The sequence below is a fragment of the Sphingomonas sp. Leaf22 genome, from assembly GCF_001421715.1.
In the GTDB taxonomy this organism is placed as follows: domain Bacteria; phylum Pseudomonadota; class Alphaproteobacteria; order Sphingomonadales; family Sphingomonadaceae; genus Sphingomonas.
Map to the genome: position 1 here is coordinate 181,501 of NZ_LMKP01000012.1, position 26,690 is coordinate 208,190.

Genomic DNA, 26,690 nt, shown 5'->3' on the forward strand with positions numbered 1-26,690 from the left:
TGACCATCCCACTCATGCCTTAGTCTGAGCCCGCTTGCCGATCCGCCACGCCGCCGACTAGCGTCGCGGCCGGGGCATATCGGGGGCTGTCATGGACGCGGCGATCGCGTGGATCGACGGGATCGCGCGCGAAACCATGTTGTTTGCCGCGATCGGATTTATGATCGGCGGGATCGACGATCTGGCGGTCGACCTCGCCTATATCGTGCGGGCGATCCGGATGCGGTGGCGTCGATCGGGTGTGCCGGTCATGGCCGATTTCCCGGTCGCGACCTGTTGCGGGCGGATCGCGGTGCTGGTGCCGGCATGGGACGAGGCGGCGGTCATCGGCGCGATGCTGCGCGCGACGCTCGGCCGATTCGAGCATCCCGACTGGCGGCTCTATGCCGGTGCCTATCCCAACGACCGGGCGACGATCGATGCGATCACGGCGGTGGCGGCACAGGACGCGCGCGTCCGGCTGGTCCTGAACCCGCATCCCGGCCCGACCACTAAGGCCGATTGCCTCAACGCGCTGTGGCGGGCGGTGCTGGCCGATAGCGCGGCGGAGGGCAGGGCGTTCACCGCGATCGTCCTGCACGATGCGGAGGATGTGGTGCATCCCGGCGAGCTGCGGCTGTACGATCATCTGCTGCGCCGCGCCGATGCGGTGCAGATCCCGGTGCTGCCGCTGCCCGATCCGGCATCGCGCTGGGTATCGGGCCATTATATCGACGAATTCGCCGAATCGCATGGCCGGCAATTGCCGGTGCGCGATGCGCTGGGCGCGGGATTGCCGTTCGCCGGGGTCGGCTGCGCGATCTCGATCGCGATGCTGGCGCGGATCGCCGAATCGCGCGGTGGGGTCCCGTTCGACGATGCCAGCCTGACCGAGGATTACGAGCTGGGCCTGACCGTGCGCGCACTGGGCGGGCGGGGGGTGTTCGTCCGCGCGCTCGAAACGCCGGACGGGCCACCGGTCGCGGTGCGGGCCTATTTTCCGGCGACGCTTGGCACCGCGATCCGGCAGAAGGCGCGCTGGATGACCGGGATCGCGCTGGCGGAATGGGACCGTACCGGCTGGCATCGCGGATGGCGCGATCACTGGATGCGGATGCGCGACCGGCGCACCATCCTCGCGATCCCGGTATTGGCGATCGCCTATATCGCGCTGGTGACATGGGGCATCGACAAAGCGCTGCATTGGTGGCGCGGCAGCGAACCGGCGTCGGTCGAAACGGGCATGTTGTGGGTGTTGTTCGCCAATGTCGCGCTGTTCGGGTGGCGGATGGCGGTCCGGTTCGAAATGGTGCGGCGCGCCTATGGCCGGGGCGAGGCGCTGCGGTCGATTCCGCGCGTCTTCGTCGGCAATTTCGTCGCGCTGTTCGCGGCGCGGCGGGCGATGGTCCGCTATGCCGCGCTGCTGCGCGGGCAGCCGGTCCGCTGGGACAAGACCGCGCATCATTTTCCAACCGATCTGGCCGCCCGATGACACCGGGGCGGGGGCGACCGGTGCGATTTCTGGCGGTCGTCACCGCCGGTTGGATCGGTATGCGGGTGGTGCTGTTGCTGCCCGATGCGGTGGAGTCGGTGACACGGGGAGCGGCGGTGCTGGGGGTGCCCCGCGTCGTGGCGGCACCGGTGACGACTGTGCAGGGGTTCCCCACGAGTTATCCACAGGTCTCCGAGTCCCTTTATCCCCGGTTTCATCCACAGCCGGGTCGCACCATGGTCGCCGCCGCGCCGCTCGGCCGGGTGGATTTCGCGTTGGTCTCGCCGGTCGCAGCAGCGGTCGCATTGCCCGGTAATGCGGTTTCGGACCCTCTTATCCTGCCGCGACCCGATCTGCCGCCGACAGTTGTCCGGCCGGGACTGACCGGTAGCGCGTGGCTGGCGGTGCGCGGCGGGTCGGCGACGGGCGGACCGGTGCAACTGGGCGGCGGACAGGCCGGGGTGCGGCTGCGGCTGCCGGTTGCCCCGAACGATCGGCTTGCGGTCGTCGGGCGTGTCGCCGCGCCGCTGGCAGGGCAGGGGAGCGAAGCGGTACTCGGCGTCGAATGGCGGCCGGGCGGGGGGCCGGTGGCGATCGTCGCCGAACGGCGGGTCGCGCTCGATCGCGGCGCGAGCGGCACCGGGCTGGGGGTGATCGCCGGACTCGACCGCATGATCGGCGAGCGGATCGTCATCGAAGGCTACGGCCAGGCAGGTGTCGTCCTGCGCGCGGGGACGCAGCCCTACGCCGATGGCGCGGCGCGCGCGCTGTACCGGGTTGGATCGGGGCGGTTGCGGATCGGCGTCGGCAGCTGGGGCGTGGCGCAACGCGAAGGCGCGCGGGTCGATGTCGGGCCATCGGCGGTCGTCGTACTGCCGGTGGCGAAGCAGGCGGTGCGGCTGTCGCTCGACTGGCGGCAACGCGTGGCGGGACGCGCCGCGCCGGGATCGGGGCTGGCCCTGACGCTCGGCAGCGACTTTTAAGGGCGCGTTTGGAAACTCGCGGTAGAGCGAGTTTCAAGGCGGTACCGGTACCGCAAAACGCGCATCCGCGCGTTTTCAGACAGGGTCTAAGGCGTCTGGCTGGCCGAAGCGCCACGAACGCGGTAACCGGGGCGACCATGGATCTCTACCTTCCCATCGCCAACCTGTCGGTCAATGCGCTGGTCATCGTCCTGCTGGGCGGCGGGGTGGGGTTCCTGTCGGGGATGTTCGGCGTCGGTGGCGGGTTCCTGACCACGCCGCTGCTGATCTTCTACGGCATTCCGCCGACCGTCGCCGCCGCGTCGGCCGCCAGCCAGGTGACCGGGGCCAGCGTGTCGGGCGTGTTCGCGCATCTGCGGCGCGACGGCGTCGATTTCCGCATGGGATGGGTGTTGGTCGCCGGCGGCGTGCTGGGATCGATCGCGGGCGCGGGCATCTTCCGGCTGCTGCAATCGAGCGGGCAGATCGATACCGTCATCGCCATCCTGTACGTGGTGATGCTCGGGTCGATCGGCGCGCTGATGCTCAAGGAGGCGATCGTCGCGGTACGGGTGCTGCGTGGCGCGATTCCGCCCCGACCGGCGCGGCGGCGCCACCATCCGCTGGTCGCGGCGCTGCCGCTGCGGTGGCGATTCTATGCGTCGGGGCTGTATATCTCGCCGTTCGCGCCGCTGCTGCTGGGGTTCGCGACCGGCATCCTGACCGTGCTGCTGGGGGTCGGCGGCGGGTTCATCCTCGTGCCGGCGATGCTGTATCTGCTCGGCATGGGGACGCGGGTGGTGGTCGGCACGTCGCTGTTCCAGATCCTGTTCGTCACCGCGGCGGCGACGATGATCCATGCGCTGACGACCAAGGCGGTCGATATCGTGCTGGCGGTGCTGTTGCTGATCGGATCGGTGACCGGTGCGCAGATCGGCGCGCGGTTCGCGCAAAAGGCCAAGCCCGAATATCTGCGGCTCGCGCTGGCGATCATCGTGCTGGCGGTGGCGTTTCGCATGGCGCTGGGGCTCGGGTGGCGGCCCGACGATATCTTTTCGGTGCAACCGGTATGAAGCGCGCGCTGACGCTGGCGCTGCTGGCCCCGCTGACGATGGCGGCGGCGGCACCGGTGCTGGTCCCCGACGTGTCGACCCGCGACGTGCGGATCGCGTACAGCTTTACCGGGGCCGAACTGCTGCTGTTCGGCGCGATCCTCTATCCTGGCGGGCGGGTGCCGCAGGGCGATACCCCGGCCGAGGTCGTGGTGGTGGTGAAGGGCCCCCCCGAATCGATCGTGGTGCGCGAAAAGGAAAAGGTCGCCGGCATCTGGGTCAACGCCGACCAGATGCGGTATCGCTCCGCCCCATCCTTCTACGCGATCGCATCGGCGCGCCCGATCGAGCGGATCGTCGACGAACGGACGCGGGCGATCTACGAACTGGGGCTCGACAGCCTGCAGTTATCGCCCAGCGCGGGCACGTCCGCCGAGGATCAGGCACGCTTTGCCAAGGGGTTCGTGACGGTGCGGCAGCGTGCCGGGCTGTATGTCGAGGCACCGAACGCGGTCGAGATCACCGACGACGTGCTGTACCGCGCCAACATCACCATTCCGGCACGGGTGCCGGTGGGGACATTCACGGCGGAAACGTTTCTGATCCGCGACGGGCGCGTGCTGGCCGCCGCCGTGCGCGAGATCGATATCCGCAAATCGGGGTTCGAGCGGTTCGTGGCGATGGCGGCGCAGCAGGCGTCGGTGCTGTACGGGCTGGCAGCGGTGCTGCTGTCGGTCGGGTTCGGCTGGGCGGCGGGAGCACTGTGGCGGCGGTTTTGACGCGTTCCTCCACTGGCCGTTCTCAACGGACGCTTCTCGACTGCGCTCGAAGCTGCTCGAACTGGACGGATATGGTGAAACTAGAACCCCTGAATCGCGTCCGGGTCGATCGCACCGATCAGGCGGCGCGCGGCGCGGCGGGCGAAGGCGAGGGTGCAGCGTTTGCGGACATGGGCGGGCAGGGGGGTCGTCGATGCCTCGCGCAGGATCGTCGCTTCGTAGCGGTCGGCGACGATGATGCCGGTGCGATCGGGCAGGAACGCCTCGCCGCGCAGCGGTGCGACATCGAAACCGGCCGGGACCGCCCAGAAATAGCGGTCGCAGGAGCCGAGATAGTCGGTCCATTTGCCGTCACCGAGCAGGTCGGCGCGCGAAACCTTGATCTCGACGATGACAATCTGTCCGCGGGCATCGATCGCCATCAGGTCGGCGCGACGTCCGCCATCCAGCGGGACTTCGGCCATCGCGGTCAGATCATGGGCCAGCAACATGCGGGTGACGCCGCGTGCAACCTCGGCAGCGATCAGCGGATAGGGGTCGGGTGCGGGCGGCAGGGCACCAAGGGCAAGACTGGCCATCGGCCGATCATAAGAACATTGTGCGAACGATGGAAGCACCTTCCGGTAATCGTCCCGGCAATTCAGCGATAAAAGATGTGGTTCCCGAGCGACGCGACGCGGGTGCGGCTCCATTTCGGGCTGACCCGACGGGCGTGGAAGAACAGGGCACCTTCGGCCGGGCTGTCCCACAGATCCTGCGTGGCGATGCGGGCGATGGCGACGGCGGTCTTCCATGCGGCGCGGCTGGTGTCGACGTCGGGCAGGCGGCCGCCCTTCACGAACGAAAACTGGCCGCGCTGGGTCAAGACGCCGCAGACCGAGGCCGGGAAACGACCCGACGTGGTGCGGTTGAGGATTACGTCGGCGACGGCGAGTTGGCCGGCGAGTGGTTCACCCTTGGACTCATAATAGACGCCGATGGCGAGGCAGTTGAGTTCCGCGTCGTCGATCGTGGCGGTCTGCGCAGCGACTGCGGCGTCAAGCGTCGAGAAATCGGCGTCGGTGTCGGTTGCGGGTGCCATCTCTTGCACGATTTCAGCGGGAGCGGCAAAATGCACCGGAACCTTTGCCGGGATCGACAGGTTGGTGACGTGTCCGGGCGAGGCGGTTTCCTCGGCCGATAGTGGTGCGCCCGTTCCGGCGAAAAAGGTCATGGCGGCAAGAACCGCCATGGGGAAGCGCAGCTTCATCCGTCGTCCGCTTCATGCGGTGAACCGGCACTTCAAACCCGTTCCACGTGGAACCTGTGCGCCTGCCCCCCGACTGCGCCACCGATCGAAATCCTGACCGGACCGGCGCTTGTCTTCGTTGCAAGGCGGGTACGGTCCCAAAGGTTAACAGGTCAATTCGTCCACAGCGTTTCAGCGGCCAACGGTTCGACTGCTGCGACGATCGCCTCGACCACCCATAGATCCGGGTCGCGGATGCGACGTGCCTGCCAATAGTTGGTCAGCGCCGCTTCACCCCCCAACTCCGGTTTGCGCTGGACGATCCGTGATCGCCCGTCGAGATCGCGTTCGCGCTCGAACAGGCGGACGGTCCCGTCGCGGTCGATGGCGAGCAGCAGGACGACGCCGGAATCCCGATCGCCCCGGGCCAGTACCATCGCGCTGCCGCCGGCATTCTCCACGGCGCGCGCAAAGGCGTTGACGCGGAGCGCCGTCGGCCAGTCGCTCATGCCTGCGCGTAGCCGGGCAGGGTGGCGAGCGGGATGCGGCTTTTCATGAAGGTGCCGGTACCGCGCGCCGCCTCCTCACCCTCACCATCGATCAGATGCGCATCGGCGATGAACACGCGCCGCCTGCCGCTGACCCAGCGTCCTTCCGCAACGACCCGTCCGGGCCCCAGCGGCCGTTGCAGCAACAGGTTGAACGCGGTGGTCAGCAGGAAGCGGTCAGTCACCAGACTGTTGGCGGCATAAAAGGCCGCATCGTCGAGCATCTTGAAATAGGTCGTGCCATGCGCCGCGCCGGCGGCATGGAAATGGCGTTCGTCGATGGTGAAGTGGATGCGGGCCACGCCGGCCTCGACGATCTCCAGCCGGGAATCGAACAGGCGGTTAATCGGCGCGACGGCATAGAGTGCCTCCAACGCCCGGAAATGCGCCGCTTCGCCGGCGGGCGTGTCAGGCAGCGTCACGCGCCTCGACACCCGACAACAATGCGTAGAGCGCATCGGCCGAACCGGCCCCGCGCAGTTTTGCCCGGAACGTCGCATCGCGCAGCGCGCGCGAGACGCGGGCCAGTGCCTTGAGATGGTCACCGCCGGCATCGGCCGGGGAGAATAATGCGAAAATCAGATCGACCGGCAGTTCGTCGACCGCGCTGAAATCGATCGGGCGTGCCAGCCGTACGAAGACGCCGCGCACCGCGCCCGGCGGGTCGAACCGGACATGCGGGATGGCGATGCCGCCGCCAAAGGCGGTCGTGCCCAGCTTCTCCCGATCGGCCATGCGATCGGCAAGCAGCTTCGCATCGATCCCCGTCGCCGGTGCGGCGACGGAGGCGATGTGGGTAAATAACGCCTTGCGGGTGCCGGCAGAGCTATCCGCCAGCACCGTTTCGGGCGTCAAAAGGTCATGGAAATCGTACAAATCAGGCTGCGCGATTGGGCTCGACCCAGCCGATCGTGCCGTCATGGCGGCGATAGACCATGTTGAACGATCCCGTGCCGCTATTCTTGAACAGCAGCGCGTTGGTATTGCGCAGGTCGAGCATCATTACCGCGTCGGACACGCTGGCATCGGGCACGTCGACCCGGGTTTCGGCAATGATGAGGGGGGCGTCGGGCACCTCCTCTTCCTCCTGCTCGCCGCCGAAGACGGTGTAGCCGGCATTGTCGAAACCGTTGTCATAGCCGCCGGCCTCGTTCATCGCGACGACCTGTGCGGCGTTGCGATCCTTGAGGCGGCGGGTGTAGCGGCGCAGCTGCTTTTCGATCTTGTCGGCGGCACCGACGAACGCACCCTGCGCCTCCTGTCCGCTATTATGCCCCTTCAGGACGAGACCCTGCGTCACGTGGCAGACGATGTCGCACACGAAGCCGTTATCGTGCGGCCCCTTACTGAAGGTCGCGTTCGCCGAAATCGCGCGCTGGAAATATTTGTCGGCGATGCCCTGGAGACGCTCCTGGACCATCTCCTTCAGTGCGTCCCCAGTGTCGACCTGGTGCCCCGAAACCCGGATGTCCATGTAATCCTCCGTCATTGTGAAATCGTGTGAGCCGCTGAAAGCGGGGAGTGTCAACGCCTCACGTCGGCAACTGGCCCCATAACGGGTCCTTCAACGTTGCGACGAAGGCGGCGTGAACCGCACGTTCGTCGGCACTCGGCGCGAAATGCCGCGGCGGCCGCGCCGTTGCCGGCGTAGTGATGCCGACCGTCTCGACGAGGATCGTCGGCGACGTATCGAGGCCGAAGCCGATCTGGCGACCGCCCATCAGCTCGACATAGACCTGTGCGAGCAACTGGGCGTCGAGCAATGCGCCGTGCAGCACGCGACGGCTGCGGTCGATGCCGAAGCGGACGCACAGCGCGTCGAGCGTATGCTTGGCCCCGGGATGGCGGCTGCGCGCCATCGCCAGCGTATCGACCATGCGGGAAAGGCAGATCGGATCGCGTCCGCACCCGCCCAGTTCGCCGTTCAGAAAGCTGAAATCGAACGTCGCATTGTGCGCGATCAGCGGACTGTCGCCGATGAATGCCAACAGATCGTCGATCGCGGTATGGAAGGCAGGTTTGTCGGCAAGGAACGCATCGGACAGGCCATGGACCGCTTCCGCTTCCTTCGGCATCGACCGGCCGGGGTTGAAATAGGCATGATAGACATTGCCCGTCTCGACCCGGTTGACCAGTTCGACGCAGCCGATTTCGACCAGCCGGTCGCCTTCCGAAAATTTGAAGCCGGTGGTTTCGGTATCGAACACGATCTCGCGCATTGCGACCTTATCCGCCTTCGCCGCCCCCCATGCAAGCGACGAGCGCGGCGACCTGCGCCCTGGTCGCGGCGAGTGTCGTGTCGGTGCGGATAAGATGCGTCGCGCGCTGCCGTTTTTCGGCGTCGGGCAGTTGCGAGGCGAGGATCGCGGCGAAAGCCGACTCGGTCATGGTCGGGCGCGCCAGAACGCGCGCGCGCTGAACCTCCGGGGCGGCGGTGACGACGGCGACCGAGTCGCATCGCGCGTCGCCGCCGGTTTCAAACAATAGCGGGACGTCGAGCACGACCAACGGCGCGTCGGCATGGGTGTCGAGGAAGCGTTGCCGTTCCGCCGCGACGGCGGGATGGACGATCGCTTCGAGTCGATGGCGCGCTGCGGGGTCAGCGAAAATCCGGTCGCGCAGCGCCCTGCGGTCGACCCCGGCCGGGCCGGTGGTGCCGGGGAAGGCGGCTTCGATGACCGGAAGCAACGCGCCGCCGGGTCCTTGCAGCGCGTGGACGGTGGCATCGGCGTCGAATACCGGCACGCCGAGGTCGCGGAACATGCCAGCGACGGTCGATTTGCCCATGCCGATCGAGCCGGTCAGGCCGAGGATATGGGTCATGGTGTCGCTGACATCGGCGTACCCCCGCGCAGGCGGGGGTCCAGGGTTTTACAGACCGACAGTTGCGTTTGGCAACCCTGGCCCCCCGCCTGCGCGGGGGTACGGTGTGGTCGAGGCAGGGTAGTGCGCTTCACGCCACCAGTCGTTCGCGCAGTTCGTCGTCGCGATCGCGGGGCGGGGCGGCACCGAAGAACAGCTCGAACGCCAGCGCCGCCTGTCCGACCAGCATTTCGAGGCCATCGACGGTGTCGAGCCCGCGATCATGCGCCTGCGCCAGCAGCGGCGTTTCGATCGGCGCATAGACCGCGTCATAGACGACCGCATCGTGCGGTAGCGGGGCGAGATCGATATCGAGCGGCGGCTGGCCGGTCATGCCGAGCGTGCTGGCATTCACCAGCAGCTTTACCGCCGGCAAGGGGGCGGTGAGCGGCAGCGCGTCGCCCTTCAACCCGAAGGTCGCCAACAGCGCGGCGGCCTTGAGCGGATTACGGTTCAGGACGGTCACCCGGCCGACGCCCAGTTTCGACAGTGCAAACAGGATCGCGCGCGCGGCCCCGCCGGCACCGATCACCGCGACCGGCTGCTTCGTCAGGTCGAGACCGGCGATCGGAGCGTGGAAACCGGCGGCGTCGGTGTTGGTGCCGATCCAGTCGCCGCCTTCGCCGCGGAACACGGTGTTGATCGCACCGATCGACCCACGCACATCGCCGGGATCGGCGACATGATCGAGCGCGGCCAGCTTGTGGGGCACGGTAACGTTGCAGCCGCGCCAGTTCGGATCGGCCCGGCGCGTGGCGAAAAAATCGGCCAGCGCCTCCGGTTTCACGTGGAACCTTTTATACTCGGCATCGATGCCAAGCTGGTCGAGCCAGAAACCGTGGATCAGTGGCGATTTGGACTGGGCGATCGGATCGCCGATCACTTCGGCATAGGGTTTCATGCGGGCAACATTCCCCGTTGGCGCAGATAGCGCGCGATTTCGAGCAAGGGCATGCCGAGGATCGTCCAGTGATCGCCGTCGATCCGGTCGAACAACTGCACCCCCGGCCCCTCGATCCGGAAACAGCCGACGCATCCGGCGATCGCCGGCCACTCGGCGTCGAGATAGGTTTCGATAAAGGCGTCGGACAGCGGCCGGACGGTCAGCTTCGCATGGCCGATATGGCGCCAGACCGGACGACCACCCTCGACGAACACCGCCGCGCTGAACAGGTCGTGGCGTCCGCCGGACAAGGCGCGGAGATGCGCGGCAGCATCGGCGCGGTCGACCGGCTTGTCGAGCACGGTGCCATCGGCCAGTGCCACGACCGAGTCACCACCCAGCACCATTGCCCCACCGACGCGGGTGGCGGCGCGCATCGCCTTCATCTCGGCCAGCGCATCGGCGAGGTCGCGGGGTTTCAGATTTTCGCCAGCCAACGCCGCCTTGGCTGCTTCCTCGTCGAGGCCGCTCGGGATCGCGTCGTGCGGGATGCCGGCGGCGTCGAGCATCGCCCGGCGGGTCGCACTCATCGAGGCGAGTACGAAGCTCATGCGCGCGGCTCGATACGGCGTTCGTTGCACAGGGTGATGATCGCCGCCGCCGTTTCCTCGATCGAACGGCGGGTGACGTCGATGACCGGCCAGCCATTGTCGGCGAACATCCGCCGCGCGAACGACAACTCGCGCACCACCGCATCCTGTTCGACATAATCGGTGTCGGGCATCTGGTTGAGCGACAACAGCCGGTTGCGGCGGATCGCGATCAGCCGGTCGGCGCTGGTCGTCAGCCCGACGACCAGCGGGCTGTTCAGCCGGAACAGGATCGGCGGCGGCGGGCTTTCGACGACGATCGGGATATTGGCGGTCTTGTAGCCGCGATTGGCGAGATAGATCGACGTCGGCGTCTTGGACGACCGCGAAACGCCGGCAAGGACGATATCGGCTTCCTCCCAATCCTCTGACGCGATGCCGTCGTCATGGGCGATGGTCCACTGGATCGCATCGACGCGCGCGAAATAGGCGGCGTCGAGGCTGTGCTGCCGCCCCGGACGCGCCTTCGCTTCCTGCCCCAGCAGGCTCGACAGCGCGTGGCTCACCGCGTCCATCGGCGCGACGATCGGCAGGCCCAGCGCAGCGCAGCGTGCCTCCAGCATCCGCCGGATCGCCGGATTGACCAGCGTGTAGAGGACCAGCCCGGGATTGACCGCGATCTCGGTCAGAATGCGTTCGAGATGCGCTTCGGATCGCACCATCGGCCAGAAATGGCGCATCGTATCGACATCGTCGAACTGCGCCAGCGCCGCTTTGGCGATATTCTCCAGCGTCTCGCCGGTGGAGTCGGACAGAAGGTGGAGGTGCAGCCGCATACCGGGCCTTTCTGCACAAGGCTGTGGATAACTCGGGGGCAGGGGCTAGCGTAACTCGCCCCCGCCGCCAAGCTGTGGAAAAGCCCGATATCCGTCCCGACTTATCCACAATCCCGACACAGGCGGCGATTTTGTCCACAGCCTGTGGATAACGGGGATGACAGTCGGGGAATCGGCGGACTCGCGTAGGTTTGGTCCCGTCAATCTGTTGGCATTTCGGGCAATCCACCATAAGCCCCGTTACCCACCGCCCAACCACTTCCAACAACCCTATTAGATTCTACTTCTTGGTAGAGGAGCGACGACGCTGACCGGTCCTGCATCCCCGAAACCGCTTCTCCAGGTGCTGGCCGGGGAAAAGCCGTCCGTGCCGCCGCTGTGGCTCATGCGGCAGGCCGGGCGGTATCTGCCCGAATATCGCGCGCTGCGTGCCGAGAAGGGCGGTTTCCTCGACTTGGTGAACGATCCGGCCGCCGCGACCGAAGTGACGTTGCAGCCGCTGCGCCGGTTCGCGTTCGACGGCGCGATTCTGTTCAGTGACATCCTGATGGTGCCGAATGCGCTGGGGCAGAAGCTGTGGTTCGAAGCGGGCGAGGGGCCGCGGCTGGCGCCTGAATTGCGGACGCGGGCGGCGATCGACGCGCTGGTGCCCGATGCGACGATCCTCGACCCTGTCTATGCGACGGTGCGTGGCGTCGCGGCTTCCCTGCCCGCCACGACCACCTTCCTCGGCTTTGCAGGATCGCCATGGACGGTCGCGACGTACATGATCGTGGGCAAGGGCAGTCGCGAGCAGGCCGAGGCGCGGCGCATGGCCTATGGCGATCCTGTCGCGGTGCAGACGCTGATCGATCGGATCGTCGCGATGACGATCGACTATCTGGCGGGGCAGGTCGCAGCGGGGGTCGAGGCGGTGCAGCTGTTCGACAGCTGGTCGGGCAGTCTCGCCCCGGCCGAGTTCGAACGCTGGGTGATCGCGCCGACCGTGGCGATCGTCGAGGGGCTGCGCGCGCGTTGCGACGTGCCGATCATCGGCTTTCCGAAGGGGGCGGGGGGCAAGCTTGCCGCCTATGCGCGCGAGACCGGAGTCGATGCGATCGGTCTGGACGAGACCATCGATCCGGTCTGGGCGAACGAGGCATTGCCGGCGAGATTGCCGGTGCAAGGCAATCTCGATCCGTTGTTGCTGATCGCCGGGGGCGAGGCGCTCGATACCGGGGTCGACCGGGTGCTGGCGGCATTCGCCGACCGGCCGCATGTCTTCAACCTCGGCCACGGCATCCAGCAGGACACGCCGATCGCGCATGTCGAACGGCTGGTGGCGCGGGTGCGGGGGGCATGAGCGGGTTTCTGGGCGGCGCGTATCCCTGGGTGAAGGCGGCGCATATCGTGTTCGTCATCTTCTGGATGGCGGGGCTGTTCATGCTGCCGCGCTATCTGGTGCATCATCAGGAGGGGTTGAACGACCCTGCCGAGCCGCCGCGCTGGATCCGGCGGGAGGCGTTGCTCCGGCGGATGATCCTGACCCCGGCGATGGTGATCGTCTGGGTGCTCGGGCTGCTGCTTGCCGCCAATGTCGGGTTGTTTGACGGCGGGGCCGGGCTGGGGTGGCTCCATGCCAAGCTGCTGGTCGTTGTGCTGCTCAGCGCCTATCATAGCTGGGCGGTCGGCTATGCGCGCAAGCTGGCGGCGGGGCGGCCGACGCTGACGCCCAAGCAGTTGCGGCTGGCGAACGAACTGCCGGCGCTGGCGGCGATCGCGGTAGTGGTGCTGGCGGTGGTGAAGCCGTTTTAGCAGGGCGACACGCTTGACTTGCAGCGAGCCGCGACCTAGTCCGTCCGGCAGTGGTGCCCGGTCCTCGGTGCGCCCGTCCCAGCCGCTTGCGTCCGCCTTCTCTGCCGACCTTGCCTCCTCATCGCTGATCTGGACCACCCCCCGATGCATCTCAAAGATTTAAAGAAACACGCCCCCGCCGAACTGGTCTCGATGGCCGAGGAACTGGGGGTCGAAGGCGCGTCGACGATGCGCAAGCAGGACCTGATGTTCGCGATCCTGAAGGCGCGCGCCGAGAACGGCGAGCAGATCATGGGCGTCGGCACGATCGAAGTGTTGCAGGACGGCTTCGGCTTCCTGCGCAGCCCGGAGGCCAATTATCTGGCCGGGCCGGACGATATCTATGTCTCGCCGAACCAGGTTCGCAAGCACGGCCTGCGCACCGGCGATACCGTCGAGGGCGAGGTTCGCGCGCCGAAGGATGGCGAACGCTATTTCGCGCTGAGCAAGCTGGTCTCGGTCAATTTCGACGATCCCGATGCGGTGCGTCACCGGGTCAATTTCGACAACCTGACGCCGCTCTATCCGGAAGCCAAGCTGACGCTCGATCAGCTCGACCCGACGGTCAAGGACAAGTCGGCACGGGTGATCGACATCGTCAGCCCGCAGGGCAAGGGCCAGCGCACGTTGATCGTCGCGCCGCCGCGCGTCGGCAAGACCGTCATGTTGCAGAACATGGCGAAGGCGATCACCGACAACCACCCCGAGGTGTTCCTGATCGTCCTGCTGATCGACGAACGCCCCGAGGAAGTCACCGACATGCAGCGCAGTGTGAAGGGCGAGGTCGTCTCCTCGACCTTCGACGAACCCGCGCAGCGCCACGTCCAGGTCGCCGAAATGGTGATCGAGAAGGCCAAGCGGCTGGTCGAGCACAAGAAGGACGTCGTGATCCTGCTCGACAGCATCACGCGTCTGGGCCGGGCCTATAACACCGTCGTGCCGTCGTCGGGCAAGGTGCTGACCGGCGGTGTCGACGCCAATGCGCTCCAGCGGCCGAAGCGTTTCTTCGGTGCGGCGCGTAACATCGAGGAAGGCGGGTCGCTGTCGATCATCGCCACCGCGCTGATCGATACCGGCAGCCGCATGGACGAAGTGATCTTCGAAGAGTTCAAGGGCACCGGCAATTCGGAAATCGTCCTCGACCGCAAGGTGGCGGACAAGCGCATCTTCCCGGCGCTGGACGTCGGCAAGTCGGGTACCCGCAAGGAAGAGCTGCTGGTCGACAAGACCAAGCTGTCGAAGATGTGGGTGCTGCGCCGCATCCTGATGCAGATGGGCACGATCGACGCGATGGAGTTCCTGCTCGACAAAATGAAGAATTCGAAGACCAACGAGGACTTCTTCGACAGCATGAACCAGTGATCGAATGCGCCCTGCGACATGCCGTCGCAGGGGTCGCATCGATCCGGCCGGCGTGCTGCCAGCCCGACCGACGACGCGGGCTTTGCCCGCGTCCGCCAACAACGAACCGCCCGCCTTTCCATCGGAAGAGGCGGGCGTTGTCGTATCCACGCACCGGCGCTGGTGCGGACGGAGACCCCAGCCTGCGCTGGGGTGACGTAATGGCGTTACGCCTTATCGCCATCCACCGCTTTTCCCCCTATCGTACCCGTATCACTCCCACGCGAAGGGCTGCCATGAAGATCAACGTCGAAGTCGAGTGCACCCCGGAGGAAGCCCGGCGCGCGATGGGATTGCCGGACTTCACGCCGATCCATGAACGCTATGTCGCCATGCTGGGCGAGACGATGGAAAAGGGGGCCAGCCCCGAATTGCTCAACCAGTTGATGCAGAGCTGGGCACCGATGGGCGAGGCGGGCATGACGTTCTGGCGCAAGATGTTCGAAACGGCGGGCCGTGGCGGCTGACACGATTTTCGCGGTGTCGAGCGGACGTCCGCCCGCCGCGATCGCCGTACTGCGCATTTCCGGTGCCGGTGCAATCGGTGCGGCCACCCGGTTGGCGGGTAACCTCCCGCGACCACGGCATGCCGGCGTCCGTGCGCTACGCGACCCTGCGGATAACCAGTTGCTCGATCGTGCGCTGGTGCTGGTCTTCCAGGGACCAATGACCGCGACCGGCGAAGATCTGGTCGAACTGCATCTGCATGGCGGGCGGGCGGTCGTCGCCGGTGTCGAGCGGGCGCTGTCCGGCATGGACGGGCTGCGGGTGGCCGAGCCCGGCGAGTTCACCCGGCGTGCGCTGGCGCAGGGTCGCATCGACCTGACCGAAGCCGAAGGGCTTGGCGATCTATTGTCGGCCGAAACCGATGCGCAGCGGCGGATGGCGTTGGCCAATAGCGACGGACGATTGCGGCGCGCGGTGGCGGACTGGACGGCCACTGCGACGCGGCTGTCGGCGATGGTCGAGGCGGTGCTCGACCATGCCGATGAGGATGATGTCGATGCCGGCGACGACGTGCTGGCTGGAGTCCGGCGTGAAGCGGCGATGCTGGCCGACACGATCGATGCGGTGCTGGCGGTGCCACCGGTCGAGCGGCTGCGCGATGGCATTCGCGTCGTGCTGGCCGGACCGCCCAATGCCGGCAAGTCGACATTGCTGAACGCGCTGGTCGGTCGCGAGGCAGCGATCGTGTCGCCGCTCGCGGGAACGACGCGTGATGTGATCGAGATTCCGGTGACGCGCGAGGGGATCGCATGGCTGTTCCTCGACACGGCCGGGTTGCGGAACGAAGCCATCGATCCGGTCGAACGGATCGGAATCGATCGTGCGACGGACTCGATCGCGACTGCGGATATCGTGCTGTGGTTGGGCGACGACGCGCCGCCGCAAGCCGCATCGGTTCTTGCCTTACATCCACGCAGCGACGTCCGTGGCGAAGCTGTTCCGGCGGATCGTGTCGCGGTTTCCGCCGAAACGGGGGAGGGGCTGTCCGAACTTTGGCAGGCGCTGGCCGATCGGGCGTCGACGATGCTGCCGAAGGTCGATGATCTGGCACTAAACCAGCGGCAGTCAAGCCACGCCCGGACAGCGGCGGCGGCGCTGCGACGTGCTGCAACGCAACTCGACCCGCTGTTGCTGGCCGAAGAATTGCGCTATGGCGTTCAGGCATTCGCGGCGCTGACCGGAATGCGCGCGACCGAAGCGGTTCTTGACGATCTGTTTGGGCGCTTCTGTATCGGCAAATGATGTTCCACGTGGAACCCAGTACATGACCTTTGATGTAATCATCGTCGGTGGCGGCCATGCCGGTACCGAAGCAGCGTCGGCAGCGGCGCGACGCGGCGCAACGACGCTGTTGATCGATTTTGATCCGACGCGGATCGGGGCAATGTCGTGCAACCCGGCGATCGGCGGGCTGGGCAAGGGGCATATCGTTCGCGAGATCGATGCGCTCGACGGGCTGATGGGACGCGCCGCCGATGCTGCGGCGATCCATCACCGTATGCTCAACCGGTCGAAGGGATCGGCGGTGCAGGGGCCCCGGGTTCAGGCCGATCGGGTCCGCTATGCGCAGGCGGTGCGGGGATTGCTGGCGCACCCCAAGCTAAAGATCCTGGCGGGAGATATCACCGCGCTGACGACCGACGCGGGCCGGGTCACCGGGGTCGAACTGGCTGACGGTACCCGGATCGCGGCGCGGACAGTCGTTCTTGCGACGGGTACGTTCCTTGGCGGTACGATGTTCCGGGGCGAAGAGCGGGCGATCGGGGGCCGGGTCGGCGAGCAGGCGGCAACCCGACTGGGTCGGCAGCTGCGCGATCTGTCGTTGCCGATCGCCCGGTTGAAGACGGGGACGCCGCCGCGGCTCGATGGCCGGACGATCGATTGGGCGGCACTTCCTGAACAGCCGTCCGATGCGGATATATGGACGATGTCGCCGCTGTCCGATCCGGCGAAGCGATTGCCGCAACTGGCTTGCGCGATCGCCCGGACGACGGCCGAGACGCATGATATCATCCGCGCCGGGCTCGACCGGTCGCCGCTGTTCGGCGGATCGATCGAGGGGCGTGGTCCCCGCTATTGCCCGTCGATCGAGGACAAGGTGCATCGGTTCGGCGACCGTGACGGGCATCAGATATTCCTCGAACCCGAGGGCCTGGACACACATCTGGTCTACCCGAACGGCGTGTCGACCTCGTTGCCGACCGACGTGCAGTTGTCGATGCTGCGTAGTGTCGCCGGACTGGAACGCGTCGAGATCGTTACGCCGGGCTATGCGGTCGAGTATGACTATATCGATCCGCGTGCGCTTGGGGCCACGCTCGCGTTGCGGGCGCTGGGCGGGCTGTACTTCGCGGGACAGATCAACGGCACGACCGGCTATGAAGAGGCGGGCGGGCAGGGGCTGATCGCCGGTGCGAATGCCGCTGGTGAGGCGCTGGGGCTTGAGCCGCTGATCCTGTCGCGGGAGAGCAGCTATATCGGCGTGATGATCGACGATCTGGTATTGCAGGGCGTGTCGGAGCCGTACCGGATGATGACCGCGCGTGCCGAATATCGGCTGCATCTCCGGTCGGACAATGCGGCGACCCGGCTTGGCGCGATCGGTGCTGCTGCGGGTCTGTTGTCGGCCGGGCGGATCGCGCAACAGGCCGAGCGGAGCGAACGGCGATCGGCGTTGCTGGAGCAGCTGTCGGCCCGGCATTCCGCGACCGCGCTGGCCGCCAATGGTGCGCCGGTCGTAGGGACCGATACCCGCAGCGGCGGTGAATGGCTGCTGGTGTCGGGCGTTCGGCCGGACCATCTCGGGATCGACGGACAGGATGACGTGTTGGGTGAATTGATCGAAGACGCGCGCTATGCCCCGTATCTCGAACGACAGGCAGCGGAACTGGCGGCGGCGAAGGTCGATCATGTGCAGCTGCCGGACGACTTCGCCTATCGGGCGGTGCCCGGCCTTTCCAATGAAATGGTGGAGCGTCTGACGTCGGCGGCACCCGATACGTTGGCGGCGGCCGGGCGCATTCAGGGCGTGACCCCGGCGGCACTGGTCGCGATCCTGCTGCACCATCGTTCGGGCAAGCTGGCGGCATGACCGAAGCCGAAGCGCGGGCGTGGATCGACGAACGGTTCGGGGCGGAGCGGACGGCCATGCTGGCGCGCTTTGCCGATCGGGTCGTTGCCGAGACCGAGAACCAGAACCTCATTGCGGCATCGACGGTCGATCGTATCTGGCAACGGCATGTGCTGGATTCGGCGCAGCTGATCCCGTTGGCGAAAACGGCAAATGCCGGCGACTGGATCGATATCGGATCGGGGGCCGGCTTTCCCGGGATTGTTGCCGCGATCCTCACCGACCGGCGGGTCGTGCTGGTCGAACCGCGCGCACGCCGCGCTGCGCTGCTGGCGGCGATCGCCGACGATCTCGATCTGGCCAATATCGTCGTTCATCAGGCGAAGATCGAGAAGCTGCCGACCACCCGTCCGGCGTCGATCATCAGTGCGCGCGCCGTCGCAAAACTCGCCGCCTTATTCGCGATCGGCCATCGGCATAGCGACGGCGATACGATATGGGTGTTGCCCAAGGGACGTTCGGCGACCGAGGAACTGGTCGAAGCGCGCGCCGCATGGCGCGGGACGTTTCACGTGGAACACAGTATTACCGATCCGACATCGTCGATCGTGGTCGCCAGGGGAGTGCACCAAGCATGATTTGCATTGCCATCGCGAACCAGAAGGGGGGCGTCGGCAAGACCACCACGGCGATCAACGTCGGTACGGCACTGGCCGCGACCGGGTTGGATGTGCTGATTCTCGACCTCGATCCGCAGGGCAATGCCTCGACCGGGTTGGGCATCGGTCGCAACGATCGTGAATATTCGACCTATGACCTGCTGGTCGGCGACATGATGCTGCATGAAGCGGCGATCCCGACGCGGGTACCGCGCCTGTCGATCGTCCCCGCGACGGTCGATCTGTCGGGTGCCGAAATCGAGCTGATCGAATTCGAAGCGCGCACCCACCGGCTCGACCGGGTGGTGGAGGCGAGCGGCGGGAAATGGGACGTGATCCTGATCGATTGCCCGCCGTCGCTGGGCCTGTTGACGATCAACGCGATGGTGGCGAGCCACGCGCTGCTGGTGCCGCTGCAATGCGAGTTCTTCGCGCTGGAAGGGCTCAGCCAGTTGCTGACGACCGTCGAGCGGATCCGTGGCCGGTTCAATCCGGGGCTGGCGATCCTCGGCGTGGTGCTGACAATGTATGACCGCCGCAACCGGCTGACCGACCAGGTATCGGACGATGTGCGCGCGGTGTTGGGGAAAGTAGTGTTCGATACGGTGATCCCGCGCAACGTCCGGCTGTCCGAAGCACCGAGCCACGGCATGCCGGCGCTGATCTATGATTATCGTTGCGCAGGGTCGGAGGCATATATCGCGCTGGCCCGCGAAGTGATCGCCCGGCTGCCTGGTTTGGCGGAGGCGGCATGAGCGAACAGGCAGTTCCGCGCCGCCCACGCTCGGGCGCACTCGGCCGCGGTCTCAGCTCGCTGTTGGGCGAACCCGATGGCGAGGGTTCGACCCCGCGCCATGCCGGTCCGCCGAGCGGGGTGCGGCAGATGCCAGTGACCGCCCTATCGCCGTTGCCCGGACAGCCGCGTCGCTTCTTCGATGAATCGGCGCTCGACGAGCTGGCGGAATCGATCTCGGCGCGCGGCGTCATCCAGCCGATCGTCGTCCGTCCGCATGGCAAGGGCTTTCAGATCGTTGCCGGTGAGCGTCGCTGGCGTGCGGCGCAGCGGGCGCATCTGCATGAGGTGCCGGTGGTCGTCCGCGACTTCACCGATGCCGAGACGATGGAAATCGCGCTGGTCGAAAACATCCAGCGTCGCGACCTGACCGCGATCGAGGAGGCGGAGGGCTATCGCCGGCTGATCGACGAATTCGGTCATACGCAGGAGGCGCTTGCGAATCTGGTCGCCAAGTCGCGCAGTCACGTCACCAACCTGTTGCGGCTGCTCGACCTGCCCAAGCCGATTCAGGACATGGTCGGCGACCAGCGATTGAGCATGGGCCATGCCCGCGCGCTCATCAACGTGCCGGGTGCCGAGACGATCGCCGAAAAGGTCGTCGCGAAGGGGCTGTCGGTGCGCGATGCCGAACGACTGGCGCGTAATGCCCGCGAACCGCGCGACAGCAAGCCGGCGCGGACGCCGCGTCCGTCATCGAACGATACAGAGGGCGATAGTGAAGGCGATGCCGATCTGCGCGCGCTCGAACGCCAATTGGGCGACGTGCTCGGGCTGAACGTCGACATCGTCTTCAGCGAAAAGGGCGGAACGATCACCATCGGCTATTCGACGCTCGATCAGCTCGACATGGTGTGTCAGAGGTTGAGCGGCGAGCGGATCTGAGGGTCCGTTTGGAAACGCGCGGTTGCGCGTTCTGCGGTGCCGGCCCGCTCCCCCTCCCGGCCACCCATTCAGGATACGCTGTGGGTGGCCGGGCGGGGGAGCGGGCCGGCACTGCCTGAAAACTCGCTCTTCCGCGAGTTTTCAAATAGCCACTGACACCCAAAATTTACGCGTCGCCCGTAGGTTAGCGGGCATGACGTTCCAGACCCGCCCGCCACTGCCCGTCCCGGAAACGGCAGCCTCGCACGATGTGGCGGCACCGATCGGGGTTCTTCTCGATATCGCCGGGGCGTCGAGCCGGTTGTTGCTCGACCTGCCGTCGTTACAGGCATTGGCGACCGATCCCGACGACCCGGCGGGACAGGTGGGGCAGGTCGGATCGCTGGTGACGATGCAGGTCGGCCGGATGTGGATCGTCGCCGCCATCCGGTCGATCCGGTTGGCCGATGACGGCATCAACCTGGTTGCGGACGTCGACCTGATGGGGGAGGCGTATCAGCCCGATCCGACGCAGGGACTGCGGGGGTTCCGGCGCGGGGTGACCCGCTACCCGTTACCCGGCAGCCCGGTCTATCCGGTATCGCGCGATGCCCTGCGACAGATTTATGCCAAGCAGGATCGACCGCATATCACGATCGGTCGGGTGCATATGGCACCCGATATGCGAGCGGCGCTGTATGTCGATGCGCTACTCGGCAAGCATTTCGCGCTGGTCGGATCGACCGGTACCGGCAAGTCGACCAGCGCCGCATTGATCCTGCACCGGATTTGCGAAGCCAGTCCGCATGGGCATATCGTCGTGATCGATCCGCATGGCGAATATGGTGCGGCCTTTGCCGATACCGGCGAATTGCTCGACGTAACGAATCTCCAACTGCCCTATTGGCTGCTCAATTTTCAGGAGCATTGCGACATCCTGTTGTCGCCGGGCGGCGCGGCGCGACAGGTGGAGGCGGATATCCTCGCCCGGTGCCTGCTCGCGGCCAAGGGGAAAAGCCGCATGGCGCAGGACGTCGCCCGGCTGACCGTCGATACGCCGATCCCCTATCTGCTGACGGACCTGTCGAACATCGTCCAGTCGGAAATGGCCCGGCTCGATCGTGCCAGCGACAATGCCCCGTTCCTGCGGCTGAAGGCCCGGATCGAGGAATTGCGCGGCGATCCGCGCTACAGCTTCATGTTTTCCGGCATGCTGGTCGCCGATACGATGGCGGCATTCATCAAACGCGTGTTCCGCCTGCCGGCGCAGGGCAAGCCGATCTCGATCATCGACGTATCGGGCGTGCCGTCGGAAATCACGTCGGTCGTGGTCGCGGTGCTCAGCCGGCTGGTGTTCGACTTTGCGCTATGGTCGCGCGGCGGCGCGTCGCGGCCGGTCCTGCTCGTCTGCGAAGAGGCGCATCGCTATGTTCCGAACGAACGGTCGGGCGCCAATTCGTCGGCGGCGACCATTCTGGGGCGGATCGCCAAGGAGGGGCGCAAATATGGCGTGTCGCTGGGGCTGATCACGCAGCGGCCATCCGATCTTGCCGAAGGGGTGCTGTCGCAGTGCGGCACGATCCTGACCATGCGGCTGAACAACGAACGCGATCAGGCGTTCGTGCGCGCGGCGATGCCGGAAGATGCGCGCGGGTTTCTCGATTCGATCCCGGCGCTGCGCAATCGCGAATGCATCATCGTCGGCGAAGGGGTGACGACGCCGATCCGCGTCGCCTTCGATCCGCTCGAACCCGAACGCTGCCCGGCTTCGGGATCGCCCTCGTTCACCTCGCTATGGCAGGAGCCGGGCGGCGCGGATGCGCTGGTCGAACAAACCATCCGCCGCTGGCGAACGGGACGCTGATCAGCGCGCGGCGACACCCATCAACCGGCCGACCAGCGACCGGAACTTGCCCAGCTCTTGACCCTGCAGCCGCTGCACCGTCGCAAAGGCGACCGAGCGTGGATTGACCGGTACGCCGTTCTTCCACAGTTCGTAATGCAGGTGCGGCCCGGTCGACAGGCCGGTCGATCCGACATAGCCGATCACCTGACCGCGCGAAACGCGGGTACCGGGTGCGACGACGATCCGGCTCATATGGCCATAGCCGGTGGCAAGACCGCCGCCATGATCGAGCTTCACGAAATTGCCATAGCCGCCATGTCGTCCGGCGATCGCGACGCGACCATCGGTCGTCGCCCGGATCGGGCTGCCATAGGTGGCGGCGAAATCCATGCCCTTGTGCAGGCGGCGGAAGCCGAGCACCGGATGCACGCGCCAGCCGAAGTTGGACGAGATGCGCGCGGCGACCGGCCAGATCATCGATCCCTTGCGCTCGCCCACACCCGCCGGATCGAGCCATTCTGTGCGGCTGCCATCCTGCCAGCGGACGAGGCGGACGTCGCGCCGTCCGGCCAGACCGGCATAGAGCAGCTGGCCGAGCTGTACCTCGCCAGTGGCGGCGCGATCCTGTTCGACGATGATGTCGAAGCGGTCGTCCTGCCCGACCTGTCCCATCGGGACGAGACCGGAGACGGTGCGGATATAGGATTCGACCGCCTTGGCCGGGGCACCCGCAGCGCGCGCGGCACGGTACAGGCTGGCCCCGACGCGGCCGCGAATCCGCAAGGGCGTGTGGTCGATCGCGATCGGCCGCGCGTCGAGGCGCAGCGTGCCGCCTTCGCGCACGACGTCGAGGGCGAGATCGAATCTGGCGCGGAAGGAAAGGCGTTCGAGCGGACGCGGCTGGGTCGGCGCGTCACGCCGGCCGAGCGTGATGTCGAGCCGGGTGCCGGGCGTCAGGTCGGCGGGATCGACCCGGCCGGCGATCATCGCTGCGACCTGCTGCGCTTCGCCGGCCCCGACGCCGGTCCGCTGCAAGGCACCGGCCACGCCGTTGCCGAGCGTCGCCGTCGCCTCGACGACAGGCCGTTCGGGGGTGTTGGCCAGTGGGCGGACGCGCGACGTCGCGGCAAGGCGCATCCCGCTGGTGCCGCCAAGGGCACTGGCCCCGAACGACAGGCTGCGCGCCTCGTCGAGGGCGGTACCGTCGAGCGTGGCGGGGACGGCGCTGTAGATCGGACGATCGAAGCCGGGCGACAGCATCCACACCGCGCCGCACATCGCGGTGCAGGTGGCGAGGCCACGCCACCAGGTGCGCGAGCCGATGTCAGCACCCAGATCGGGAGTCCAGTCGAAGGATTCGATCCGGCCGCGCCACGCGGCGGCGGCGGGAGCGGCGGTGATCGGCGCGCGACCGAAGCGCAGCGCGCTGGTGCCGCCGGCCAGTTCCAGTCCTTCATCGGTGCGCAGGAACACGCCCAACCCCCAGTTTCGGCCGACCCACCCGGCCCGGTATTCCCCCCTGTGAAGCCAAGGTTTTAAAGTCAAATGAACCATCTGATATCGCCGGCGAAGCTGCGCCGGGGCGTGGGGTGGAAGCGGCGGGACGAAAGCTGTGCGCGGAACCGCCGAAAGCCGTTGCGCCGCGCGTCGACAGTCCCGATGTTGCGGAGGATGAGCCAGTTCGCGCGTAGCCCGGTCACCGCTGTGCTGGGACCGACCAATACCGGCAAGACCTATCTCGCGATCGAGCGGATGTGCGGTCACGCGTCGGGGATGATCGGCTTTCCGCTGCGGCTGCTGGCGCGCGAGAATTACGACCGGGTCGTCGCGCTGAAAGGCGTCGAGAATGTCGCGCTGGTCACCGGTGAGGAACGCATCGTTCCGCCCAAGGCGCGCTGGTTCCTGTGTACCGCCGAATCGATGCCGCTCGAACGGGAGACGGCGTTCGTCGCGCTGGACGAGGCGCAATTGGGGGCCGATCCCGAACGCGGCCATGTGTTCACCGACCGGCTGCTGCGCGCTCGCGGGCGGGAGGAGACGATGATCCTCGGCTCCGATTCGCTGCGGCCGATGGTGCGGGCGTTGGTGAAGGATGCCGAGATCATCTCACGCCCGCGCTTCTCGACGCTCAGCTATGCCGGTGCGCGCAAATTGTCGCGGTTGCCGCGCCGCTCGGCGATCGTCGCCTTCTCTTCCGAAGAGGTCTACGCCGTGGCGGAGGCGATCCGCCGGATGCGTGGCGGGGCGGCGGTGGTGATGGGGGCGCTGTCGCCGCGCACGCGCAATGCGCAGGTCGAGATGTTCCAGTCGGGCGAGGTCGATTATCTGGTCGCGACCGACGCGATCGGCATGGGGCTGAACCTCGACGTCGCGCATGTCGCCTTTGCTTCCTTACGCAAGTTCGACGGGCGACGGCAGCGGCGATTGACCGTCGCCGAAATGGCGCAGATCGCCGGGCGGGCAGGGCGGCACCACCGTGACGGGACGTTCGGGGCGCTGGTCGAGGAAGGGCCGAACGCCTTCACCCCGGAAGAAGTGCTGGCGATCGAGGGGCATCATGTCCCCCCGCTCGAACGGCTCTATTGGCGGCGCGGCGAACCCGATTTCTCCAGCATCGATGCGCTGATCGACAGCTTGTCCGAACGGCCGACCGATCCGGTGCTGACCGCCGCGCCGGAGGCGATCGACCTGATCGTGCTCAAGCGACTGGCCGAGGAGGATTGGGTGCGCGCGCGGACCCGATCGCCGATGATGGTACGGCGGTTATGGGCGGCGTGCGGCGTGCCCGATTTCCGCAAGCTCGGCCCCGATCCGCACAGCCGCTTCGTCGGGCGGATCTTCAGTTATCTGAGCGAAGGGGCGGGGCATATCCCGCACCAGTGGTTCGCCGACGAACTGCAACGGCTCGATCAGATGAGCGGCGATGTCGAGACGATCGCCGGCCGGATCGCGGCGGCGCGGAGCTGGGCCTATATCGCGCACCGCAGCGACTGGTTGCTCGATCCCGAACATTGGGCGGCACGGACGCGCGGCGTCGAGGAAAAGCTGTCCGACGCGCTCCACGACCGGTTGCGGCAACGTTTCGTCGATCAACGGACGACGCTGTTGCTGCGTCGGATCGGGGCCGGCGCGGCGGACCTGCCGGTCGACGTCGCCAGCGATGGCGCGGTCAGCGTCGACGGCCATGCGCTGGGGCGGCTGACCGGTTTCCGGTTCGACGTGTCGCCTGACACGCGGGTTGCCGACAAACGTCTGTTGATCGCCGCTGCCGAAAAGGGGCTTGCAGGCGAGTTGCGCAAACGGGGGGCCGAACTGGCGGTCGCTGGCGATGCCGAACTGGCGCTGGTCGCCGACCCGGGTGGCGTGCCGGCGCTGACGTGGAACGGGCTGCCGGTCGCGACGCTGACCGGCGGAACGACGCTCGACCGGCCGGTGGTGACGCTCGACCGTAGCCTGCAGGTACTCGACCGGGCTGCGCAGGGGCAGGTGCGCGAGCGGCTGACGGCATGGCTGCAGGGCGAGATGACGAAGCGAGCGCCGACACTCGGCGCGCTGGCGGCGCTGGCGCGGGACCCGGCGGCGGGCGGTGCGTTGCGGGCGGTGGCGGCGGCATTGACCGAGGTCGGCGGCATCGCGCCGCGCGACGGGTTCGAGGCAATGCTGCTGCCGCTGAGCGGTGACGATCGGCGGCGGTTGCGCAAGGCGGGGGTCGCGATCGGTACGCTCGACCTGTTCGATGCGCGGCTGTTCAAGCCGGCAGCGGCGCGGTGGCGGGCAGCGCTGCTGGCGGCGCGCGACGGGCATCCTGTCGAGCCGCTGGCCCCCAACGCCGCGACGGTATTGCCGGCGGGGCAGGGGGCGTGGGGCTATCGCCGCTTCGGTCCGCAGGCGGTGCGTGTCGATCTGGTCGAGCGACTCGCCCGCGCGGCGCATGACGCGCGACAGGGCAACGCCCCGTTCGCGCCCGACCCGGCACTGGCGACCTCGATCGGGCTGAAGGTCGAGACGATCGCACGGATGATGGCGCAGCTGGGTTTTCGACCGATCACCGCTGAGGGCGAAGCACCGCAATGGCGCTGGCATCCGCCGCGTCGCCACGGCTCGCCGCCGACGCCCGCTCCTCGTCCGCCGCGTCCCGGCAACGCCTTTGCCGCGCTCGCGGAGCTGGCGTTTCGCCGTTGATGGCGGCACGCGCGCCCGAACTGCTTCCGCAGATGCGGATCGACCTGTTCCTCTGGTATGTGCGCTTGGCGAAAACGCGCAGTGCGGCGCAGGCGATCGCCGTCCGCGGGCTGCTGCGCATCGACGGACGACGGATCGAACGTGCTCATTGCCCGGTCCGGGTCGGCATGGTCATCGCCTTTCCGAACGACGGACGCGTCCAGATCTTGCGGGTCGATGCCCTGCCACACCGGCGCGGGCCGCCTGCCGAAGCGCTGACACACTATACCAGGCTGGAACCGACGGGGGCCGCCCCCGTTGACGGAGGCGAAGACCCGGCATAAC

The 26,690-nt window shown here is 67.0% G+C and carries 28 protein-coding genes; 16 read left to right on the top strand and 12 right to left on the bottom strand.

Annotated features, from left to right (window positions below; translation table 11 throughout):
* Positions 1 to 91 precede the first annotated feature (91 nt).
* From ASE70_RS07515 to ASE70_RS07530, 4 genes are all read left to right on the top strand, one after another.
* Positions 92 to 1,471 carry a glycosyl transferase family protein gene (locus tag ASE70_RS07515; RefSeq protein ID WP_056503061.1) on the top strand — a complete coding sequence of 460 codons (1,380 nt, stop codon included), beginning with the start codon at positions 92 to 94 and terminating at the stop codon, positions 1,469 to 1,471.
* Positions 1,468 to 2,454, top strand: a complete 987-nt coding sequence (locus ASE70_RS07520) for a hypothetical protein (RefSeq protein WP_156356083.1) — start codon at positions 1,468 to 1,470, stop codon at positions 2,452 to 2,454. The genes ASE70_RS07515 and ASE70_RS07520 overlap by 4 nt, the downstream gene beginning before the upstream one ends.
* 137 nt (positions 2,455 to 2,591) lie before the next feature.
* Positions 2,592 to 3,506: a sulfite exporter TauE/SafE family protein gene (locus tag ASE70_RS07525; RefSeq protein ID WP_056503069.1), complete on the top strand. Its 915-nt coding sequence runs from the start codon at positions 2,592 to 2,594 to the stop codon at positions 3,504 to 3,506.
* Complete coding sequence (locus tag ASE70_RS07530) at positions 3,503 to 4,264, top strand: TIGR02186 family protein (RefSeq protein WP_056395742.1); 762 nt, start codon at positions 3,503 to 3,505, stop codon at positions 4,262 to 4,264. The genes ASE70_RS07525 and ASE70_RS07530 overlap by 4 nt, the downstream gene beginning before the upstream one ends.
* A gap of 80 nt (positions 4,265 to 4,344) precedes the next feature.
* Here the strand turns inward: ASE70_RS07530 and ASE70_RS07535 are convergent, their stop codons facing one another.
* From ASE70_RS07535 to ASE70_RS07585, 11 genes are all read right to left on the bottom strand, one after another.
* A complete protein-coding gene (locus tag ASE70_RS07535; RefSeq protein ID WP_056395745.1) occupies positions 4,345 to 4,842 on the bottom strand; it encodes an MmcB family DNA repair protein in 498 nt (165 codons plus the stop codon).
* 62 nt (positions 4,843 to 4,904) lie between these two features.
* Positions 4,905 to 5,513 carry a cell wall hydrolase gene (locus ASE70_RS07540; protein WP_082450840.1) on the bottom strand — a complete coding sequence of 203 codons (609 nt, stop codon included), beginning with the start codon at positions 5,511 to 5,513 and terminating at the stop codon, positions 4,905 to 4,907.
* A 152-nt stretch (positions 5,514 to 5,665) separates the two neighbouring features.
* Positions 5,666 to 6,001, bottom strand: a complete 336-nt coding sequence (locus tag ASE70_RS07545) for a DUF1491 family protein (RefSeq protein ID WP_056503073.1) — start codon at positions 5,999 to 6,001, stop codon at positions 5,666 to 5,668.
* Complete coding sequence (locus ASE70_RS07550) at positions 5,998 to 6,498, bottom strand: PaaI family thioesterase (RefSeq protein ID WP_082450842.1); 501 nt, start codon at positions 6,496 to 6,498, stop codon at positions 5,998 to 6,000. The genes ASE70_RS07545 and ASE70_RS07550 overlap by 4 nt, the downstream gene beginning before the upstream one ends.
* Positions 6,449 to 6,916, bottom strand: coding sequence for a PTS sugar transporter subunit IIA (locus ASE70_RS07555; protein ID WP_056503080.1), 468 nt, complete (start codon positions 6,914 to 6,916; stop codon positions 6,449 to 6,451). The genes ASE70_RS07550 and ASE70_RS07555 overlap by 50 nt, the downstream gene beginning before the upstream one ends.
* A gap of 1 nt (position 6,917) precedes the next feature.
* Positions 6,918 to 7,514 carry a ribosome hibernation-promoting factor, HPF/YfiA family gene (hpf, locus tag ASE70_RS07560; RefSeq protein WP_055998798.1) on the bottom strand — a complete coding sequence of 199 codons (597 nt, stop codon included), beginning with the start codon at positions 7,512 to 7,514 and terminating at the stop codon, positions 6,918 to 6,920.
* Between the two features lie 58 nt (positions 7,515 to 7,572).
* Positions 7,573 to 8,259: a DNA polymerase III subunit epsilon gene (gene dnaQ, locus ASE70_RS07565; protein ID WP_056503083.1), complete on the bottom strand. Its 687-nt coding sequence runs from the start codon at positions 8,257 to 8,259 to the stop codon at positions 7,573 to 7,575.
* A 7-nt stretch (positions 8,260 to 8,266) separates the two neighbouring features.
* Complete coding sequence (gene coaE / locus ASE70_RS07570) at positions 8,267 to 8,863, bottom strand: dephospho-CoA kinase (RefSeq protein WP_056503085.1); 597 nt, start codon at positions 8,861 to 8,863, stop codon at positions 8,267 to 8,269.
* A 130-nt stretch (positions 8,864 to 8,993) separates the two neighbouring features.
* The gene (locus tag ASE70_RS07575; RefSeq protein WP_056503088.1) at positions 8,994 to 9,803 is read right to left on the bottom strand and encodes a shikimate dehydrogenase family protein; all 810 of its coding nucleotides are present in this window, start codon (positions 9,801 to 9,803) and stop codon (positions 8,994 to 8,996) included.
* Positions 9,800 to 10,396 (bottom strand): Maf family protein, encoded by a 597-nt coding sequence (locus tag ASE70_RS07580; RefSeq protein WP_082450844.1) that lies wholly within the window; start codon positions 10,394 to 10,396, stop codon positions 9,800 to 9,802. Before ASE70_RS07580 ends, ASE70_RS07575 begins: the two co-directional genes overlap by 4 nt.
* Positions 10,393 to 11,211: a pyruvate, water dikinase regulatory protein gene (locus ASE70_RS07585; protein WP_055998804.1), complete on the bottom strand. Its 819-nt coding sequence runs from the start codon at positions 11,209 to 11,211 to the stop codon at positions 10,393 to 10,395. Before ASE70_RS07585 ends, ASE70_RS07580 begins: the two co-directional genes overlap by 4 nt.
* A gap of 307 nt (positions 11,212 to 11,518) precedes the next feature.
* On the opposite strand from ASE70_RS07585, the gene hemE reads away from it, so the two are divergent.
* The 10 genes from hemE (at position 11,519) to ASE70_RS07635 (ending at position 22,202) form a co-directional block, all read left to right on the top strand.
* Positions 11,519 to 12,553 carry a uroporphyrinogen decarboxylase gene (gene hemE, locus ASE70_RS07590; protein WP_056503091.1) on the top strand — a complete coding sequence of 345 codons (1,035 nt, stop codon included), beginning with the start codon at positions 11,519 to 11,521 and terminating at the stop codon, positions 12,551 to 12,553.
* On the top strand, positions 12,550 to 13,005 hold the full coding sequence (locus ASE70_RS07595) for a CopD family protein (RefSeq protein WP_056503095.1): 456 nt from the start codon (positions 12,550 to 12,552) through the stop codon (positions 13,003 to 13,005). The genes hemE and ASE70_RS07595 overlap by 4 nt, the downstream gene beginning before the upstream one ends.
* A gap of 144 nt (positions 13,006 to 13,149) precedes the next feature.
* Positions 13,150 to 14,406, top strand: coding sequence for a transcription termination factor Rho (rho, locus tag ASE70_RS07600; protein ID WP_056503097.1), 1,257 nt, complete (start codon positions 13,150 to 13,152; stop codon positions 14,404 to 14,406).
* 275 nt (positions 14,407 to 14,681) lie between these two features.
* Positions 14,682 to 14,912 carry a DUF6489 family protein gene (locus tag ASE70_RS07605; protein ID WP_055998811.1) on the top strand — a complete coding sequence of 77 codons (231 nt, stop codon included), beginning with the start codon at positions 14,682 to 14,684 and terminating at the stop codon, positions 14,910 to 14,912.
* Complete coding sequence (gene mnmE / locus ASE70_RS07610) at positions 14,902 to 16,194, top strand: tRNA uridine-5-carboxymethylaminomethyl(34) synthesis GTPase MnmE (RefSeq protein WP_056503099.1); 1,293 nt, start codon at positions 14,902 to 14,904, stop codon at positions 16,192 to 16,194. The genes ASE70_RS07605 and mnmE overlap by 11 nt, the downstream gene beginning before the upstream one ends.
* A 22-nt stretch (positions 16,195 to 16,216) precedes the next feature.
* Entirely contained in the window at positions 16,217 to 18,043 is a 1,827-nt protein-coding gene (mnmG, locus tag ASE70_RS07615; RefSeq protein ID WP_056503102.1) for a tRNA uridine-5-carboxymethylaminomethyl(34) synthesis enzyme MnmG, read from the top strand.
* A complete protein-coding gene (gene rsmG, locus ASE70_RS07620) occupies positions 18,040 to 18,660 on the top strand; it encodes a 16S rRNA (guanine(527)-N(7))-methyltransferase RsmG (protein WP_056503105.1) in 621 nt (206 codons plus the stop codon). The genes mnmG and rsmG overlap by 4 nt, the downstream gene beginning before the upstream one ends.
* Positions 18,657 to 19,436 (top strand): ParA family protein, encoded by a 780-nt coding sequence (locus ASE70_RS07625; RefSeq protein ID WP_055998819.1) that lies wholly within the window; start codon positions 18,657 to 18,659, stop codon positions 19,434 to 19,436. Before rsmG ends, ASE70_RS07625 begins: the two co-directional genes overlap by 4 nt.
* Entirely contained in the window at positions 19,433 to 20,359 is a 927-nt protein-coding gene (locus ASE70_RS07630; RefSeq protein WP_056503110.1) for a ParB/RepB/Spo0J family partition protein, read from the top strand. Before ASE70_RS07625 ends, ASE70_RS07630 begins: the two co-directional genes overlap by 4 nt.
* Before the next feature lie 193 nt (positions 20,360 to 20,552).
* On the top strand, positions 20,553 to 22,202 hold the full coding sequence (locus tag ASE70_RS07635; protein ID WP_056503112.1) for an ATP-binding protein: 1,650 nt from the start codon (positions 20,553 to 20,555) through the stop codon (positions 22,200 to 22,202).
* Here ASE70_RS07635 and ASE70_RS07640 read toward each other — a convergent pair whose 3' ends face one another.
* Positions 22,203 to 23,657 carry a M23 family metallopeptidase gene (locus tag ASE70_RS07640; protein ID WP_056503546.1) on the bottom strand — a complete coding sequence of 485 codons (1,455 nt, stop codon included), beginning with the start codon at positions 23,655 to 23,657 and terminating at the stop codon, positions 22,203 to 22,205. It lies immediately after the preceding gene.
* Between the two features lie 198 nt (positions 23,658 to 23,855).
* Between ASE70_RS07640 and ASE70_RS07645 the strand changes: the two genes are divergently transcribed.
* Positions 23,856 to 26,366: a helicase-related protein gene (locus ASE70_RS07645; RefSeq protein ID WP_056503549.1), complete on the top strand. Its 2,511-nt coding sequence runs from the start codon at positions 23,856 to 23,858 to the stop codon at positions 26,364 to 26,366.
* The gene (locus tag ASE70_RS07650) at positions 26,366 to 26,689 is read left to right on the top strand and encodes a S4 domain-containing protein (RefSeq protein WP_235519668.1); all 324 of its coding nucleotides are present in this window, start codon (positions 26,366 to 26,368) and stop codon (positions 26,687 to 26,689) included. Before ASE70_RS07645 ends, ASE70_RS07650 begins: the two co-directional genes overlap by 1 nt.
* Position 26,690: the final 1 nt, after the last annotated feature.